Raw genomic sequence first — 13149 nt, 5'->3', positions numbered from 1 at the left:
CCGCGGGCACGAAATAATGTGCCAAGCAGACGATTGCCCGTCGGCCCCCTGCGGTCAGCCGCGGCAGTCGCACCCCGGGCGGCAGCCGCAGGCGTCCGTCTCCTGCCGCTGGGCGGGGATCGCGGCGGCAGGAGCCGCGCAGCATCCCTCGCCCCGCCAGGCGTCGCGGCCTTCCTTGACGGCGATGGCGGCGATGACCAGCGCGGCGATGGGGTCGGCCCAGGACCGGCCCACGGTGGCGTTGAGGATCAGCCCGGCCAGGAGGACGGCGGACAGGTAGGTGCACAGCAGGGTCTGCCGGGAGTCGGCGACCGCGGAGGCGGAGCCGAGTTCGCGGCCCGCGCGGCGCTGGGCGGCGGACAGGAAGGGCATCACCGCGAGGGAGAGGGCCGCGATGACGATGCCGGGGAGGGAGCGTTCGGCCTCGCCGGTGCCGGTCAGCGCGCGGACGGCGTCGGCGGCGACGTACGCGGCGAGTGCGAAGAAGGAAACGGCGATGATCCGCAGGGTCGTCTTCTCACGGGCCGCACGCGCGTGGTGGTCGCGGGCGGAGAACTGCCACGCGACGGCGGCGGCGGAGGACACCTCGATGACGGAGTCCAGGCCGAAGCCGATCAGGGCGGTGGACGAGGCGAGCGTACCGGCGGTGACGGCGGCGATCGCCTCGATGACGTTGTAGGTGATGGTCGCGGCGACCAGGAGCCGTATCCGGCGGGTGAGGGCGTCGCGGCGGGCCGGGGAGGGCCCGAGGGATATCGGGATCTCGGCGGTCATCAGCAGCAGCCCTTCTCCTCGGCGTCCGGGCAGGTGCGGCCGGCGGCGACGGCCACCACGGCGGCGCGCAGGTCGTCCAGTGCGTGACCGAGGCGTTCGTCTGCCAGCTCGTACCGGGTGCGGCGGCCGTCCGGGACGGTGACCACCAGCCCGCAATCGCGCAGACAGGCCAGGTGGTTCGACAGCCGGGTCCGCGAGACGCCGAGCGCGTCGGCGAGGTCGGCGGGGTAGGCCGGGGCCTGGCGGAGGGCGAGCAGGATACGGCAGCGGATCGGGTCGGCGAGCGCGCGGCCGAACCGGGCCAGCACCTCGATGTCGGAAGCGACAGTCAGCATCGCTCGACGGTACATGGAAACCTGAATTCAGAAAAGCGTGAACTCAGTCGTCCGCGCCGGGGAAACGCCGCCCCGGCCGGCCGGCGTGCGCCGTGGCGGCGGCGTTCCCATCATGGGACGAGGAGATGAGCGCCCCATGCCGGAATGGACCTGGGAGTACCGCGGCTACGACCCGGCCGCCGAACGGCTGCGGGAGGTGCTGTGCACCCTCGGCAACGGCTATACGGCGACCCGCGGCGCGGCGCCGGAGAGCCGTGCCGGGCCGGTGCACTACCCCGGCACGTACGTGGCGGGGTGTTACGACCGGTCGCGCTCCGACCTCGCGGGACGCGAGGTGGAGAACGAGGACCTGGTCAATCTGCCGAACTGGCTGCCGCTGCGGCTGCGGACGCTGTCCGAGGACGGCACTCCCGGAGTGTGGCTGTCCCCGGACACCCGCGTGCCGCTCGACTACCGGCAGGTGCTGGACATGCGCGCGGGGATCCTCACCCGGACGGTCGGCTACCGCGACCGCGACGGGCACCGGCTCGGGGTGGAGCAGCACCGGCTGGTCCATATGGGTGACCCGCACCTCGCCGCGCTGCGGACCGTCCTCACGGCGGAGGGCCGACCGCGCCGCGTCGAGGTCGAGTCGGCCCTGGAGGGGGACGTGCGCAACGCCAATGTGCGGCGTTACGCGGGCCTGGACGAGCGTCACCTGACGGGGTTCGGTACCGGTGAGGCGGACGCCGGTACCGCGTGGCTGCGCTGCCGCACCCGGACGTCGGACATCCGTATCGCCCTCGCCGCGCGGACCCGGGTCAGGGGGACCGAGCCGGTGTCGTCGCGTCCGCGCGTCGGACGGCGGCGGGCCGGGCACACGCTGACGCTGCTGGTCGAACCCGGCCGTCCGGTCGTCGTCGACAAGATCGTGGCACTGCACACCTCCCGGGATCTGGCGATCGCCGATCCGCTGCGGGCGGCGGTGGAACGCGCGACGACGGCCGGGGACTTCCCCGGCCTGCGCGCCTCGCACACCGGGGCCTGGGCCGGGCTGTGGCGGCGCGCCGAACTCGACGTACCGGGGGAGCCCGGCCGCATCCTGCGGCTCCACCTCTTCCACGTGCTCCAGACCCTCTCGCCGCACACCGCCGACCTGGACGTGGGCGTCCCGGCACGTGGTCTGCACGGCGAGGCGTACCGGGGACATGTGTTCTGGGACGAGCTGTTCGTCCTGCCCTATCTGAACCTGCACTTCCCCGAGGTCTCCCGGAGTCTGCTCGCCTACCGCCACCGGCGTCTGCCGCAGGCGTGCCGGGCCGCCCGCGAGGCGGGACACCGAGGAGCGATGTACCCCTGGCAGAGCGGCAGCGACGGCCGTGAGGAGACGCCCCGGCTGCACCTCAACCCCCTCTCGGGCCACTGGCTGCCGGACCACTCCTGGCTCCAGCACCATGTGAACTCCGCGGTGGCGTACGACGTGTGGCAGTACTGCGAGGCCGGCGGGGACACCGAGTTCCTGCACACCAAGGGCGCCGAGATGATCCTGCAGATCGCCCGTTTCTGGGGCAGCCTGGCGGATCTGGACACCGCGCTCGGCCGCTACCGGATCCGCGGTGTGGTCGGCCCGGACGAATACCACGACGCGTACCCGGGCAGCTCCCGGCCGGGGCTGGACGACAACGCCTACACCAACGTCACCGCCGCCTGGGTGCTCGGCCGGGCACTCGACCTCGCCCGCGGCCTGCCGGTGTGGCGGCGGCAGGAGCTGCTGGAGCGGCTGGCCCTGGACGACGCCGAACTCGCCCGCTGGGAGGAGATCTCGCGGCGGCTGTACGTGCCCTTCCACGCCGGGGTCATCAGCCAGTTCGACCGCTACGGGGAACTGGCCGAGCTGGACTGGGACGCCTACCGCGCCGCATACGGGGACATCCGCCGCCTGGATCGCATCCTCGAAGCCGAGGGCGACTCGGTCAACCGCTACCGGGCGTCGAAGCAGGCCGATGTCCTCATGCTCGGCTACCTCTTCGCACCGCAGGAACTGGCCGCGCTCTTCCGGGCGCTCGGCTACACCGTGGACGACGCGGTCTGGCGCCGCACCGTGGACTACTACCTGAGCCGTACCAGCCACGGCTCCACCCTCAGCGGTCTGGTGCACGGCTGGGTGCTCGCCCGGACCAAGCGCTCGGCGGCCTGGGAATACTGCCTGCAGGCGCTGGAATCCGATGTCGCCGACATCCAGGGCGGCACCACGCCCGAAGGCATCCACCTCGGCGCCATGGGCGGCACCCTGGACCTGGTCCAGCGCGGACTGACCGGGCTGCGCACCCACGACGGGGCACTGCACCTGGACCCGGCCCCGCTGCCGGAAATGCCCGCCTTCCGCTTCTCCCTCCGCTACCGCGGCCACTGGGGCGTGAGCCTGCGCATGGACCATGGCCGACTGCGGATCGCCGTTCCCGAATCCGATCACGAACCGATCCGGGTGGTACTCCCCGACCGGACCCTGTCCCTGGCTCCCGGTCAGAGCCACGCCGTGCGGCTGCCGCGCGGTTGACACGGCCAGTCCTCACGTCGGGACATCGTCACGTCAGGACGGGATGAGCAGGTGCGAGGGGTGCCGCGCCCCGCTGTGCAGACGGCATCGCCCGGTGGTGATGGTGTCCCACTGCCGGGTTTCACCGCCCTCGAACGCGCCCGGCACCGACCAGGACTGGACGACCAGCCGCGGCGTCTCCCCGGCCAGGAACGTGGTGCCGGACGGCATGAGGGGGATGTGGGTCTCGACCGTACGTCCCGCGGGCAGCGGCGTGTGGTTCGTCCGGGAGGGCACGGGGCGCCATGTGCCCGACCACGTCGGTGTCCTCGGTGAACCGGTGGTCGAACACGGCGCGGTTGGCCGGGTCGGCCGCGGGTGCGGGGGAGATCGTCGCGGTGGCGGGTTCCGGCGGCCGTCCGGCCGTCAGCGCGGCGGCGTCCGCGTCCAGGTACAGCGTGTCGTACCGGGTCCCCCCGACCGGCCAGGTGTCCGCGTGCACGACCTTGTGGGAGAAGCGGTCGGAGTTGACTTCGAGGCGGACCGGCGGCACCCCGTCCATGGCGTGCTCGTCCCCCTTGAGGAAGCGGTCGAGGAAGCGCCGCTGCAGGTCCCGTTCCGCCGCTCCGTAGTACGTACGCGGCCCACTTCTGGCGGCGGTGGCTGTACAACCACTTGTGCGGGCCGCGGACGCGGGTGAACGCGTCGAAGGTGTCCCAGGTGTGGAGTTCCTGGTCGGAGAAGCTGGCACAGACCAGCGCCGGGACGCCGATGGCCGAGGTGTCGAACGCCCAGTCCGCGATGTAGGGCTCGGGACCGGCGGCGTCCGGATTGAGGTTCGGCTGGTGCCACCGCGTTTCCAGCCAGGGGCCGAACGCCGTCTCCGGGATGCCGCCGTAGCCGCCTCCCGGCCCGGTCTCGTTGATGCCCTCCCACGCGACGATGGCCTTGAGCTGGGGCGGGGCCTGGTCCTTGGCAGCGATCCACTGGGTCGCGCACAACGCCGAAACCCCGCTCATGCCGACCTCGCCGGTGCACCACGGCTGCCGCTCCAGCCAGTCCATGACGTCCCACCAGCGGGCCTCCGGGCCCGGGGTGCCCGAGGGGTTCGACCCGGACCGGCCGCGTCCCGGAAGGTCCACGAGCACGACGGCGTAACCGTGCGGCACCCAGAACCCCGGATCGGGCGCCTCGAAGGCGGTGTGGTCGGAGAACTCCAGCCGTCCGAGGTAGAAACCGCCACCGCCGGGGACGGAGCCCTCGGGAGCGTCCCGGAAGTAGCCCCACTGGTCCGTCCGGTCCTTGCCGTACGGCGTCGCCGTGGTGATCACCGGGACGGGTGGCCCGGCGTCCGGCCGGAAGACGGTCGCCGCCAGGCGGACGCCGTCCCGCAGCGGGATCCCGGCCTGCTCGACCAGGACGCCACGGGGCAGCGGATGGACCGTGATGTCGAAGGGATGGCCGGTCAGGAAGTCCCGCTCGCCCTCCGGTACCGGCGCCGTACGCACCGGGCCGTGCGCGGTTCGGGGTCGGTCGGCCATGCCGCGTCACCTCACCGGGGGGCGTCCGCGAACTCGGGGCGGCCGAGCCAGGACACGAAGCGCCCGTCCGGGTCGTACTGTGCGCGGATCTCGTCGAGACGGCGGAGATGGTCGTCGCTGACGAAGCGCCGGGGGCGGTTGACGGGGACGATCCCGTCGCGCAGATGGGACCCGGACCAGCTGTGCCCGCCCGAGCACGCGGCCATCTGCCGCCCCTCGTCCCGGGCCAGTCGTACGGCGGCCACCACATCGTCCTCGTCGCGGGCCCGCACCAGCACCTCCGGAAACCGGTCCGGTGTCCCCGCGTGCCACGTCGTCGCCCGGCGCGCATCCTCGTATCCCGCCTCGCCCCGCCGGAGCACCTGGTCATCGACGCGCATCGGCATTGGCCGCTTTTTCCACCGACGGGGTCCGGTCCACCGGAACCGCTTTTCACGTCCTGGTGGAAGGTCTCCCGAATGTCATGGCCGCGCGGCGGGAGTACACCAATTCTACGACCGGCTTCCGGGCGTCGCGACGGCGGAACGCGAAAGCGTGACCTACGGTGCCGCCTCTTTGACATTGATGATCACCGCGAATTCACTGGCACGGGTATGGCGGTCGGTCGGAATTCCGCTGCTGAGGAGGCAGGGATATGGAGGAACCAAAGCGCCGGACCCGTACCGCGAGGACGGTCGGGAACCGCGCTGTGGGGGTGTGCGCGCTCGCCCTGGTGTGTGTCGTCGCGAACGGCGCTTTCGCCACCGCGACCCCGCCGCCGGACCCGCCCGCGTGCGCGACGGAACCCGCGCCCGCCTCCGGGAGGTCCGCCGGTTCGAGCACGTCGACCCCGGTCACCTCTGGCCGCGACGTGTGGAGCTTCGTGTCCGCACCGGAGCTGCACCCCATGCGGGTCAGCGTGACCACGCGCCGGAAGGGCACCGCCCCCGGCCACATCTTCGTCGCCCCGTACAGCACGGGCACGATGATCGGCCAGACCGGCTCGCTGATCGTGCGGAACTCCGGCGATCCCGTCTGGTTCCGCCCCCTGCCCTCCACCCGGCTGCAGAACGCCGACTTCAAGGTGCAGACGTACCACGACCCCCGGACCGGTGCGGAGCAGCCGGTGCTGACGTGGTGGCAGGGAAGCATCGCCATCCCGCCGGCGTACACCAACCTCCCGGCCGGATCACCCGAACCGGGCGGGTGCTACTACATCTACGACCGTCACTACCGTCTCCTGAAGACCGTCTTCGCGCGCCACGGCTTCTCCCCGGACGAACACGAATTCCTGTTGACCCGCAGGGGGACCGCGCTCTTCATCGCCTCCAAACCGGTTCCCATGGACCTTCGGCCCTATGGCGGGCCGAAGAACGGCGCCATCGAGGACAGCGAGATCCAGGAAATCGACCTGGCCACCGGGAAACTCGTTTTCACCTGGAACATGCTGGACCACGTGAATCCCGCGGATTCCGAGGTCTCGGCCTCGGACTTGTCCTCATCCGGCGGAGTGTGGGACGCCTACCATCTGAATTCGATCGACGAGGGTCCGGACGGCCAATTGCTGATCTCGGCCCGGAACATGTGGGCGGTCTACGGCATTTCCCGCAAGACCGGGAAGATCCGCTGGCAACTCGGCGGCAAGAAGAGTGACTTCACCTTCGGCCGGAACGCGAACTTCTACTGGCAGCACGATGCCCGGTTCCGGCCGGGAAACCGGATCAGCATGTTCGACGACGGCTGCTGCGACCAGCCGGACGGCACCCCCGAGCAGCAGTCACACGGCCTGATCCTCAAACTGGACTTCCACCGTCACCGGGCGACCGCCGACCGGACCTACTACCACGAGCCGGCGCTGTTCTCCCCGTCGCAGGGGAACACCCAGGCGCTTCCGGGCGGCAACGAGTTCATCGGATGGGGGCAGAACCAGTACTACTCGGAGTACGCGGCCGCCGGGAACTCCAAGAACCACGGCTCACGGAACCTGCTCTACGACGCGAAGATGCCGGGCGCCAACATCTCCTACCGGACGTTCCGCGACCGATGGGTGGGCGACCCGTACTACCCGCCGAGCGCGGCGGCCCGGGGCAGCGGCCGGCACGCCGTCGTCTACGCCTCGTGGAACGGTTCCACCCGGACGCGAGCGTGGCAGGTGCTCGCCGGACCGGACCCGCGCTCCCTGTCCGTCGTCCTCGGACACACCCGGCGGACCGGATTCGAAACCGCGATCCCGGTGCACCACCCGGGACCGTACTTCCGGGTGAGGGCGCTGAACGCGGCGGGCAAGGCGATCGGTACCTCGGAGGTCGTGAAACGCCACCGGGGCCATCACGGGAGCTGATGCCGTCCCGGGACCGGCCACCGCTCTCGGTGGCCGCGGGGCACCCGCCCGCCGGACACTGGAAGGGGAAACGGCGAGAGGAGGGGCTCGTGCCTCGGACTCCGCACATCGTGGACGATGTGATGACGCGAACGGTCGTCGCCGTCGGGCGGGACGCGCCGTTCAAGGAAGTGGTGCAGACCCTGGGCCAGTGGCGGGTGAGCGCCGTGCCGGTCCTGGAGGGCGAGGGGCGGGTGATCGGAGTCGTCTCCGAGGCGGATCTGCTGCCCAAGGAGGAGCTGCGGGACAGCGATCCGGCCCGCTTCGAGCGGATGCGCCGCCTGCCCGACCTCGCGAAGGCGCGGGCGGTGACGGCGGAGGAGCTGATGAGCACCCCGGCGGTGACCGTGCACACGGACGCGACGCTGGCCGAAGCGGCCCGGATCATGGCGGTCAGGCGGGTCAAGCGGCTTCCCGTGGTCGACGCCGAGGGGACGTTGCAGGGCATCGTCAGCCGGGGCGATCTGCTGAAGGTCTTCCTCCGGGCGGACGAGGACATCGCGGAGGAGGTCCGCCGCACGGTGGTGTCCGACGTGTTCCCCGGCCTCGGGCACACCATCCACGTACGGGTGGACGAGGGCGTGGTCACGCTCAGCGGGCAGTTGGGCGACACCACGCTGATTCCCGTGGCCGCGCGCCTCGCCCGGACCGTGGAGGGCGTCGTCGATGTCGAATGCCACTTCAGGGCCCCCGGACGCGCCGGGGCGCGGAGCCCGTCCTGACGGCGAGGGTTACGGCTTGATGTCCAGCACGTCCTGGACCGGCCGGCGAGGGGTCCGCGCGCCCGGCCGCCCGTAGCCCGGCCGCAGCATCATCTGCGGCGGTCGGCCGGCCGGGAACCGGTTCGCCGCCCGCGAAGTCCCGCAGGGGAGGTCGGCGAGATTGCGGGCTTCGGCCTCCAGCGCCAGGTCCGGCACGGCCCGCAGATGCCAGCCCGAGGCGAAGGACAGCCGGACGTGCTCCCCGCTCGCGGCATCGGGTCCGCGGGAACGGGAAGCAACCGGGTCGTCGGCTGCCAGCCGACGTGGCGGGGTGCGCTGTTCCGGGTCGGACGTCGGACGGTGGTCGTGGCGCCCGGCGCACACCTGGATGCTGCCGGCGCGGACGGCGCGCACCGCCCAGGCTCCCGAGATGCGCAAACTCTGGGCGCAGGAGGCGCTGGCAGGGGGCGAAGGCACGCATCGAGGACCGCCACCCGCAGGTGCGGGGCTCGGTCGAACTCATCCCGCGGACGGCCGTCGAGGTCCTGGTGGCACACAGCGCCACCGCGGCGGCGCGGGGGACCGCGTGTCAGACCCGCTGCGGGACGACGGCCACCGGGCATGCCGCGCGGTGCAGCATGGCGTGGCTGACCCGGCCGAGCTGCAGCCCGGATCGGTCGCGACGGTGCAGGGAGCCGACGACCAGCAGGTCGGCCTGCTCCGACACGTCCTGCAGGACCCGGTGCGCCGGGCCCTCGATCACCTCGCGGTGGCACACGGTCTTGTCGCCCTCCTCGCGCTCGACCTCGTCCAGCACCTCATTGAGCACGGTCACCGCCTGCTCCTCGTAGAGCAGGGTGCTCGCCTCGTGCATGAGCAGCGACTGGCTGCCGTGTGGGTGCGCCGGGCGCCGCCAGGTGCGTACGGCGTGCAGTTCGGCGTCCCGCGCCCGCGCCTCGCGGAAGGCGAACCGGATGGCGGCCGCCCCCTCCGCGACATCGCCGACCGCGACGACCACGCGCCCGAAGCCCCCTCGACGGTTGCGCTCCGCGCCGCGGACCACGATCACGGGGGAGACGGAGCGGGCCGCCACCGCCAGACTGACCGAGCCCAGAAGCGTGTCCGCCAGCTCACTCCTGCCACGGGAACCGGTGACCACGGCGAACGCTTCGCGGCCCTCGTGCAGCAGCGCCGACACGGTGTCCTCGGCCAGGGCCTCGGCGGACACCTTCACCTCCGGGTTGCGCGCTGTCGCGCGCCGGGTGCAGGAGGCGACGATGTTCTCGGCCACGATCTCCCCGGAGGAGCGGCCGGTGGAGAACGAGGGCAGACCACCCTCGTACTGCTCCCATCGGGAGGCATGGACCAGGCGCAAGGGCAGCTCGTGGCGGGCCGCCTCGTCCACGGCCCAGTCCACCGCCTCAAGACTGGAATCCGACCCGTCAACACCCACGACCAGCGGGAGCGCCATCATCCCCACCGCCTTTCCTGTGGACGACTCGTCCGCCCTGGGTACCCCCGCGACCACGCTCGCACCGCCGGCGGTTCCGGCCCCCGGCAGCGGCCACCGGATGCGGCCCGGGAAGACCGGTCGCAGGATGAAGGCATGCCGGCCGACACGGTCACCCCATGCCCCGAGTACAAGGTCACGGCGGTACGAGTGACCGCGGTGGACGGCCCGGGGTGACGGCTGGGCTGTCGCGGGAGGAGGCGGCGCGGCGACTGGGGGAGTACGGGGCCAACGCCGTCGCCCGGGAGAGACCCACGCCCGCGTGGCGCCGCGTGGCACAGCAACTGCGCGACCCGCTGATCGTGGTGCTGCTCGTGGCCGCCGCCCTCACCCTCGCCACCAGGGACCTCCCCGACACCGCGGTGATCCTGCTCGTCATCACGGTGAACACCGTGGCCGGTGTCGCCCAGGAGGTCCGGGCGGAACGGGCCGTGGCCGCACTGACGGCCCTGAGCGCCCCCACCGCCCGGGTGGTACGCGACGGCGCCGAGTCCTCCGTACCGGCCGCCGACGTGGTGCCGGGGGATCTGGTCCTGCTCGGTGAGGGGGACATCGTGCCCGCGGACGGTGACGTCCTCGACGCGGCGCTGCTCCTGGTCGACGAGTCGGCGCTGACGGGGGAGTCCGTTCCGGTGGAGAAGACCGCCGGCGCGGACGCGGTGCTCGGCACGGTGTCGGCCGGCACGGTGGTCGTCCGCGGGCGGGGACGCGTACGGGTCACCGCGACCGGGCCGGACAGCGCGCTCGGCCGGATCGCCGCGCTGATGGGGACCGCGCCCGACCTGACCCCGTTGCAGCGACGGCTGGCCCGGTTCGGCCGGGTGCTGGCGGCCGTCATCGTCGCGCTGTGCGCGGTGGTGCTCGCCCTGGGGCTGGTCCGCGGGCAGCCGGTCGAGCTGATGGTCGTGGCCGCGATCAGCCTCGCCGTCGCGGCCGTGCCCGAGTCCCTGCCCGCCGTGGTCACCCTCGCCCTGGCCCTGGGGGCACGGCGGATGGCCGACCGGCACGCCATCGTCCGGCGGCTTCCCGCGGTGGAGACGCTGGGCTCGGTCACGGTGTTCGCCACCGACAAGACCGGCACGCTGACCGAGGGCCGGATGGCCGCCGAGAGGCTGTGGACGCCCCGGGGCACGGCCACCGTCAGCGGTATCGGCTACGGCCCCGAGGGGCGCGTGGCGCGCGACGGTCACCCGGTGACCGCGGGCGACGCCCCCGACCTGGCCGCGCTGCTGAGCGCCGCGATGCTGTGCAACGACGCCGCGCTGGAACCCTCGCAGGACGGCGGGGCCGGGTGGCGCCCGATGGGTGACCCCACCGAGGCCGCCCTGCTCACCGCCGGGGCCAGGCTGGGCCTGGACCGCGCGACCCTGGAACGCGACCTGCCACGGTTCGACGAGATCCCCTTCGACAGCGCGCGCAAGCGCATGACGACCGTGCACCGCCGGTGCGGCGGCGGGCTGCGGGTCGTCTCCAAGGGAGCGCCCGAGGTCATGCTCCGGCCCCCGGTCCTCGCCGACCCACCGGACACGCTCTCCCGGGCCGCCGCCCGGGCCGAGGAACTGGCCCGCGGCGGCTACCGGGTCCTCGCCGTCGCCTCGGCCGACCACGACAAGACGCCGCCCGCGCACCACGGCACCTGGGAGTCGGGCCTGTCACTGCTCGGCCTCGTCGGCATCCTCGACCCGCCCCGCGACACCTCCCGTACGACCATCGCCGCATGCGAACGGGCCGGCATCACCCCCGTCCTCATCACCGGCGACCACCCCCTCACCGCACGTGCCGTGGCGGCCCGTTCGGGCATCGCCGCCCGGCAGGACGAGGTCACCACGGGGACACGCATCCGCACGGGCACCGCGGGTGAGCTGACCGCCCTGCGCGTCTACGCCCGGACCACGCCCGACCAGAAGCTGGACATCGTCCAGGCGTGGCGCGCGGCGGGCCATGTGGTGGCGATGACCGGCGACGGCGTCAACGACGGGCCCGCGCTGCGCCGGGCGGACATCGGCGTGGCCATGGGGCGGCGCGGCACCGAAGTGGCCCGCCAGGCGGCCGACCTCGTGCTCGCCGACGACAACCTGGCCACCGTCGTCGCCGCCGTCGAGGAGGGCCGCCGCGTGTACGCCAATGTGCGCCGGTTCCTGCTCTACGCCCTCGCCGGAGGAACGGCGGAGATCCTGGTCATGCTCCTCGGCCCGTTCCTCGGCATGCCCCTGCCCCTGCTCCCCGCCCAGATCCTGTGGATCAACCTGCTCACCCACGGCCTCCCCGGAGTGGCGCTCGGAGCCGAACCCGTGGCCCCGGACGTGATGCGCCACCCGCCGCGCCCGCCGGAGGAGAGCGTCCTCGGCGCCGGGCTGTGGCCCCGCATCCTGGCCATGGGCGCCTTCGTCGCCTGCGTCACCCTGGCCGCCGGGGTGTGGGCGCGGGAGGCAGGCCGCCCCTGGCAGTCCATGATGTTCCTGGTCCTCGGCGCCACCCAGCTCGGCATCGCGCTGGGCTCCCGCGCCCGCCCGGGCAGCCTCACCAACCCGTTCCTGCTGGTCGCCGTGGGCACGGCCCTGGCCCTGCAGGCGGCCGGTGTCTATCTGCCGCCCCTGCGCGCCCTGTTGGGCACCGAACCACTGCCGCCCGCCGACCTCGCGATCGCCTGCGTGCTCTCCGGCCTCGGACACGTCGTCATGCGCGCCCAGCGGTGGCTCTTCCCGGAGCGCCCACCCCGTGCCCGGCCGGCGCACGGCCCGGTCCGTGGCTGAGCCGGTCGGTCAGCCCTCGTCCCCGTCGCCGCCGCCCGACGAGGTCGTGGAGAAGGCGTCGTGCCACGCCGCCTTCGCCCCGGAGTCGCCGATGCGGTAGACGTCCACGACGGCTCCCGCGGCCACGAGGACCGACAGAACCGCGGCCGCGACGCGCACCGCGGTGCCGGACCCGCGGGCGCTGCCGGGCGTGCCGGAGCCGGATGCGGCGGCCCGGCGGGCCGTCCACCAGACGACGGCCGCCAGCACGAAGAGACCGCCGGCCCAGGGGAGCAGCCCGTCGCCGAGTTCGGTGTGACGGCGTACCAGGGCGTTGCTGTCGACGTGCCGCTCCAGCCACTCCCCGGCATTCGTGGTGAGGGGCACGAGCGCGAGCGTGACCAGGGCGAGCAGGGGCAGCACCACGCCGAGCCGTCGTGCCGCCGTCGGCCGGACGGCGCAGACCACCAGTGCCAGCGCTGTCAGGGGAACGAGTACGACGACGAAGTGCACGAGCAGAACGTGCGCGGGCAGGCCGTTGATCAAGCTCACGATGGCTCCTCCGGGCGGATCGGGCATGAGGGCTGCGGTCAGGCGCGTCAGCGTGGCACGCGAAGTTCTCAGTTTCCTCTGAGAACGTCACGGCCGCCTACGTGCACCGCCCATGTCCGGTCGCTCGCGG

General features: G+C 72.8%; 11 protein-coding genes and 1 pseudogene. 4 read left to right on the top strand and 8 right to left on the bottom strand.

Annotated features, from left to right (window positions below):
- Positions 1-54: 54 nt before the first annotated feature.
- Together ABZ562_RS11420 and ABZ562_RS11415 are read right to left on the bottom strand one after the other, a co-directional pair.
- Positions 55-774 (bottom strand): cation transporter, encoded by a 720-nt coding sequence (locus ABZ562_RS11420; protein WP_361476662.1) that lies wholly within the window; start codon positions 772-774, stop codon positions 55-57.
- On the bottom strand, positions 774-1109 hold the full coding sequence (locus ABZ562_RS11415; protein ID WP_361476660.1) for a metalloregulator ArsR/SmtB family transcription factor: 336 nt from the start codon (positions 1107-1109) through the stop codon (positions 774-776). The genes ABZ562_RS11420 and ABZ562_RS11415 overlap by 1 nt, the downstream gene beginning before the upstream one ends.
- A gap of 136 nt (positions 1110-1245) precedes the next feature.
- On the opposite strand from ABZ562_RS11415, the gene ABZ562_RS11410 reads away from it, so the two are divergent.
- A complete protein-coding gene (locus tag ABZ562_RS11410; protein ID WP_361476658.1) occupies positions 1246-3645 on the top strand; it encodes a glycosyl hydrolase family 65 protein in 2400 nt (799 codons plus the stop codon).
- A 33-nt stretch (positions 3646-3678) separates the two neighbouring features.
- Here ABZ562_RS11410 and ABZ562_RS11405 read toward each other — a convergent pair whose 3' ends face one another.
- The 3 genes and pseudogenes from ABZ562_RS11405 to ABZ562_RS11395 form a co-directional block, all read right to left on the bottom strand.
- Positions 3679-3921, bottom strand: a complete 243-nt coding sequence (locus ABZ562_RS11405) for a CocE/NonD family hydrolase C-terminal non-catalytic domain-containing protein (protein WP_361476656.1) — start codon at positions 3919-3921, stop codon at positions 3679-3681.
- 683 nt (positions 3922-4604) lie between these two features.
- Positions 4605-5165, bottom strand: a pseudogene (locus ABZ562_RS11400) (CocE/NonD family hydrolase); the annotation flags it as partial.
- Between the two features lie 11 nt (positions 5166-5176).
- On the bottom strand, positions 5177-5551 hold the full coding sequence (locus ABZ562_RS11395) for an FAD-binding protein (protein WP_361476654.1): 375 nt from the start codon (positions 5549-5551) through the stop codon (positions 5177-5179).
- 248 nt (positions 5552-5799) lie between these two features.
- Here ABZ562_RS11395 and ABZ562_RS11390 point away from each other — a divergent pair, with 248 nt between their 5' ends.
- Both ABZ562_RS11390 and ABZ562_RS11385 read left to right on the top strand, forming a co-directional pair.
- On the top strand, positions 5800-7485 hold the full coding sequence (locus tag ABZ562_RS11390; protein ID WP_361476652.1) for an arylsulfotransferase family protein: 1686 nt from the start codon (positions 5800-5802) through the stop codon (positions 7483-7485).
- An 89-nt stretch (positions 7486-7574) separates the two neighbouring features.
- Entirely contained in the window at positions 7575-8246 is a 672-nt protein-coding gene (locus tag ABZ562_RS11385; RefSeq protein WP_361476650.1) for a CBS domain-containing protein, read from the top strand.
- A 9-nt stretch (positions 8247-8255) separates the two neighbouring features.
- Here the strand turns inward: ABZ562_RS11385 and ABZ562_RS11380 are convergent, their stop codons facing one another.
- Both ABZ562_RS11380 and ABZ562_RS11375 read right to left on the bottom strand, forming a co-directional pair.
- Entirely contained in the window at positions 8256-8639 is a 384-nt protein-coding gene (locus ABZ562_RS11380; protein ID WP_361476648.1) for a hypothetical protein, read from the bottom strand.
- A 175-nt stretch (positions 8640-8814) separates the two neighbouring features.
- Positions 8815-9696 (bottom strand): universal stress protein, encoded by an 882-nt coding sequence (locus tag ABZ562_RS11375; protein WP_361476871.1) that lies wholly within the window; start codon positions 9694-9696, stop codon positions 8815-8817.
- Positions 9697-9908: 212 nt separating this feature from the next.
- Here ABZ562_RS11375 and ABZ562_RS11370 point away from each other — a divergent pair, with 212 nt between their 5' ends.
- Positions 9909-12488: a cation-translocating P-type ATPase gene (locus tag ABZ562_RS11370; protein ID WP_361476646.1), complete on the top strand. Its 2580-nt coding sequence runs from the start codon at positions 9909-9911 to the stop codon at positions 12486-12488.
- A gap of 9 nt (positions 12489-12497) precedes the next feature.
- Here ABZ562_RS11370 and ABZ562_RS11365 read toward each other — a convergent pair whose 3' ends face one another.
- Positions 12498-13019: a DUF2231 domain-containing protein gene (locus ABZ562_RS11365; RefSeq protein WP_361476644.1), complete on the bottom strand. Its 522-nt coding sequence runs from the start codon at positions 13017-13019 to the stop codon at positions 12498-12500.
- Between the last annotated feature and the right edge of the window lie 130 nt (positions 13020-13149).

Source organism: Streptomyces sp. NPDC019937 (genome assembly GCF_040631655.1).
Taxonomy (GTDB): Bacteria; Actinomycetota; Actinomycetes; order Streptomycetales; family Streptomycetaceae; genus Streptomyces.
This window is presented reverse-complemented; position numbering and strand designations above follow the sequence as displayed.